Source organism: Cyanobacteriota bacterium (genome assembly GCA_025054735.1).
GTDB lineage: Bacteria > Cyanobacteriota > Cyanobacteriia > SKYG9 > SKYG9 > SKYG9.
Window position 1 is genome coordinate 1 of the sequence record JANWZG010000378.1, and the last position, 3918, is coordinate 3918.

The 3918-nt window shown below is 53.7% G+C and carries 3 protein-coding genes; 1 reads left to right on the top strand and 2 read right to left on the bottom strand.

Annotated features, from left to right (window positions below):
* Positions 1–62 precede the first annotated feature (62 nt).
* Positions 63–761: a hypothetical protein gene (locus NZ772_15305; protein ID MCS6814922.1), complete on the top strand. Its 699-nt coding sequence runs from the start codon at positions 63–65 to the stop codon at positions 759–761.
* A 2-nt stretch (positions 762–763) separates the two neighbouring features.
* On the opposite strand, the gene thiL is transcribed toward NZ772_15305, so the two are convergent.
* Together thiL and NZ772_15315 are read right to left on the bottom strand one after the other, a co-directional pair.
* On the bottom strand, positions 764–1771 hold the full coding sequence (gene thiL, locus NZ772_15310) for a thiamine-phosphate kinase (protein ID MCS6814923.1): 1008 nt from the start codon (positions 1769–1771) through the stop codon (positions 764–766).
* 39 nt (positions 1772–1810) lie between these two features.
* Positions 1811–3913, bottom strand: coding sequence for a M3 family metallopeptidase (locus NZ772_15315; GenBank protein MCS6814924.1), 2103 nt, complete (start codon positions 3911–3913; stop codon positions 1811–1813).
* Positions 3914–3918: the final 5 nt, after the last annotated feature.

Consider the following 3918-nt stretch of genomic DNA (forward strand, 5'->3'; position numbering starts at 1 on the left):
GATGGGTTTGCCCTAAGCATAGGTTGTAGTGGGGTTGAACACTGACAGGGTAAAGGTAGTTTGTGGCGCAACATATTGACATTCAGTTGTGGATTCCGGTTGACCGGACGTGGAAGGCTCGCGGGGTTCCACTCGTTATCGATAGACGGGGTAATGCATGGCTTGAGGGTCATGTTGCGATTCAACACAGTCGCCTATTGTTAGATGACTATTTGGGCCAACAGCGGCTCACCTGTTGCTCATTTCAGGGTGGGTTTGCTATTGATGTAGACGGTGTGCGATGGAATGAGGGTGGTATTGATGAGTTTTGGATGACGATGCACTGGTTTGAGGGCCTGAATCGTGTATTGCGGGGGGGAGCGATCGCCACTGCTGTTACGTCAGTGTGGGAGGAGTCTTGGCTGGTGTTACATCGGCATGGTGATACACTTACCTTCCACGATGGATATGCTCCACCGTTTGTACATCCCCCTGTGAGCGTTAATCTGTGGGCCTTTGCAGCCTGCTTGCTGCGTGCAGGACGGGTTTTAGAGCAATTAATCGCACGCATTAAATACGAAATTGAGGAGCGGGGGTTCGACATTGCGGAATTACTTGCAGGTTCTCAACAAGCACCTGACGACACACCGCTAGCTCTGCTGCGTGAAAAGATGAGGATTATTGTCAAGGAACTGCCTGGAAGGGCGGACTTTGCGCTCCTCGACGAGACGCAACGACTGCTAGAGCAGCAGGGTGCCAGTGACTCAAATCCAACGCTCTAGCATTAAGTGAAATGCTGAAAGCCCCGATCGAGGCTCAAGGGTTGCGGAGGATAGTGTCCTTTGGGGTCGATGAGCATTATCTCTGGTGCAGCCTGGATGGTGCCAATGATGGCAGAGCCGTTGCCTAGTTGCGCTACCAATGCCTTGGCAGGTTCAGGGGGCAGGCACAACACCAGTTCAAAGTCTTCTCCGCCGTAAAGTGTCCAGTCGATCGCCTGCGATTGGGGCAGCCATGCCGCAAAGGCAGGTGGCATAGGTAGTGTCTGCAAATCTACCTGGGCACCTACACCGCTAGCACGACATATCTGCACAATGGCATTGGCGAGGCCATCGCTGCTATCCATGCCTGTGGGGACTGGACGTGAGTTGAGCAGGGGTAGCACATCTAACCGAGGAATAGGACGCTGATGAGCATGGATGAAGGTGGCTCGATCGTCAGCAGAAAGGGTAAGGCCTGCCTGGGGATTGGTCAAGAGTTCTAGACCAGCACGGGAAGCCCCGTGGTAGCCCGTGACTACGATTGCATCACCAGGTTGAGCGGTCGATCGCCGCATGGCCCGATCGGGTGCAACCTGTCCCAAGGCTGTAATTGCCAGAGACAGCACCGACGAGCGACAGATATCCCCCCCCACGATTGGTACCTGATAGGGGTGAAGACAATCCCTCATGCCTTGATACAATTCCTCGACCCAATGCACAGGGCAGTGGTCTGGCAATGTTAGCCCTACGGTAATTCCCAAGGGCATTGCTCCCATAGCTGCGAGGTCAGACAAGTTGGCAGCAGCAGCCCGCCAGCCTGCATCAGCCGGACTAGTGGTGAGAATTGTAGGAGTCGCTAGCCCTACGCTAAAATGCACCCCATCCACCAGCACATCACTGGTCACGACCAATGATTGACCAGGGGGCAGCGTTAGGATGGCACCGTCATCCCCCACGACCTCTACAGGACAAAACTGTTGCACTAGCTTGAGCAATCCCTGTTCGCCGATCGTATTGACAGTGGGAGACATTTTCGTGATTTATGCGTGATTTATGCGTGATTTAAGTCCTTAAGAAGCCTTGGCTAGGCCACTGTGCCGAATTAGAGCCTGGGTGTTGGGTTCTCGGCCTCGGAAGGCTTTGAATACTTCCATGGGGTGTTGACTACCACCAAGGGCCAATATGGTGTCACGATAGCGGCGGCCTGTGGCTGCGATCGCGGCTTCGTTGTCTAAGCCTGCATCTTCAAAGGCGGCAAAGGCATCAGCACTGAGAACCTCTGCCCACTTATAGCTGTAGTAGCCCGCAGCATAACCACCCGCAAAGATATGCCCAAAGGCACAGAGAAACTCATCCTCTGGTAGGGGCGGCATTACGGTTGTGGTTTGGGCAATGCGACGACGTACATCCGATGGGGTCTCGGTTCCACCGGGTCGATACCGATGGTGTAGCTCAATATCCACATAGCTAAAGTGGAGTTGCCGGAGCATGGCGCTACCGCTCATGTAGTTTTTGGCAGCCAACAGTTTTTGGTAATACTGCTCTGGCAGTGGTTCGCCAGTTTCGTAGTGACGAGCCATGCTAAATAGGGTGGAGCGATCGTAGCACCAGTTTTCCATAAATTGGCTGGGCAGTTCCACGGCATCCCACTCGATGTTGTTGATCCCGGCGGCACCTGCGTAGTCTACCTGGGTAAGCATATGTTGCAACCCATGGCCAAACTCATGGAACAGTGTCTCTACCTCGGCAAAGGTCATGAGGCTGGGCCAATCTCCAACCGGAGGTGTTTGGTTACAGATGAGATAGGCTACAGGTAGGCGGGTTTTAGGAGAGCCATCTTCAATCAGACGGGCACGCCCAATGCAGTCATCCATCCAGGCTCCCCCCCGCTTTTCTGCTGGACGACTGTAGGGATCCAGGTAGAAGTAGGCGATCGCTGCCCCCTGTTCATCAGCAATTTGAAAGTAGCGCACATCAGGATGCCACACGGGTGCTAGCCCATCAGCGGGAGTTACTGTCACACCAAATAGGCGGTTGACTAGCCCAAACAAACCATTCAGCACTTGCGGCAGGGGGAAGTAGGGGCGCAACTCTTCTGCTTTGAAGTCAAATAAGGCTTCTCGTCGCCGCTCTGACCAAAAGGCAACATCCCAATGCTTGAAATCAGCCGCTTCTGGAGCCTGTTGTTCAGCCGCAAAGGCTTTGAGGTCTTGTAACTCTTGTACAGCGGCCTGATAACTGGCCTCTCGCAGTTCATCCAACAGTCCCTCGACTGCTGCTACGTTGGGAGCCATCTTGCTAGCTAGGCTCAACTCTGCATAGGATGGGAAGCCTAGAATAGTGGCTTCTTCTTGACGCAGGGCTAGAATTTCATCAATTAACGGCTTGTTGTCGAGGTCACCACTAGCAGCGCGGCTAATGAAGGCACGGTAGAGGGTTTCTCGTAGGTCACGACGTTGGCTGTGTTGTAGAAAAGGCATGTAGCTGGGGTAGTCGAGGGTGATGCACCATGGCCCAGTTTCTGGAGTAGCTTGGGGATAGCCAGCCGCGATCGCCGATTGTGCTGCCAAACTCAACAAACTTGGCGGTAAGCCGACCACTTCATCGGGCTGAGTCAGCACTAGTCGAAAGGCTTTAGTGGCATCTAAGACATTGTTAGAAAATTTACTAGAGAGTTCCGCTAGGCGAGTTTGAATCTGGTTAAAACGCTCCTTCGCCTCACCCTCTAGCCCTACGCCAGACAACTCGGCATTCCGAATTCCGGCTTCCACAATTCGACGCTGGGCTGGTTCTAGGGTGTCCCACTCGGTGCTATGACGCAGTGCTTTCAGGGCATCGTAGAGGGGGCGGCTTTGGCTAAGGCGATTATAAAATTGCACAACTTGGGGCTGAACTGCTTCGTGGGCTTGGCGTAGTTCAGGGCTGTTTTTTACGCCCATCAAGTGGTTAACAATGCCCCAACTCCATGAGAGGCGATCGTGAAGGCGCTCGGTTGCCTCCACTACACTGCTCCAAGTGGGCTGAACGGTAGCTTCCAGTTGGGTTAGCTCTTGCTCTAGCTCCGTTAAGAGCTGAGTCATGGCGGGCACAACGTGATGGGGCTGAATGGCATCAAATGGGGGCAGTCCTTTGCCAATCAGGAGTGGATTTTCAGTGGTTGATGCAAGCGTCATAGTCT

Bases quoted from the DNA above. Each gene is read 5' to 3' on its own strand.
- thiL (MCS6814923.1), bottom strand. From the start codon at position 1,771: ATGTCTCCCACTGTCAATACGATCGGCGAACAGGGATTGCTCAAGCTA.
- NZ772_15315 (MCS6814924.1), bottom strand. From the start codon at position 3,913: ATGACGCTTGCATCAACCACTGAAAATCCACTCCTGATTGGCAAAGGA.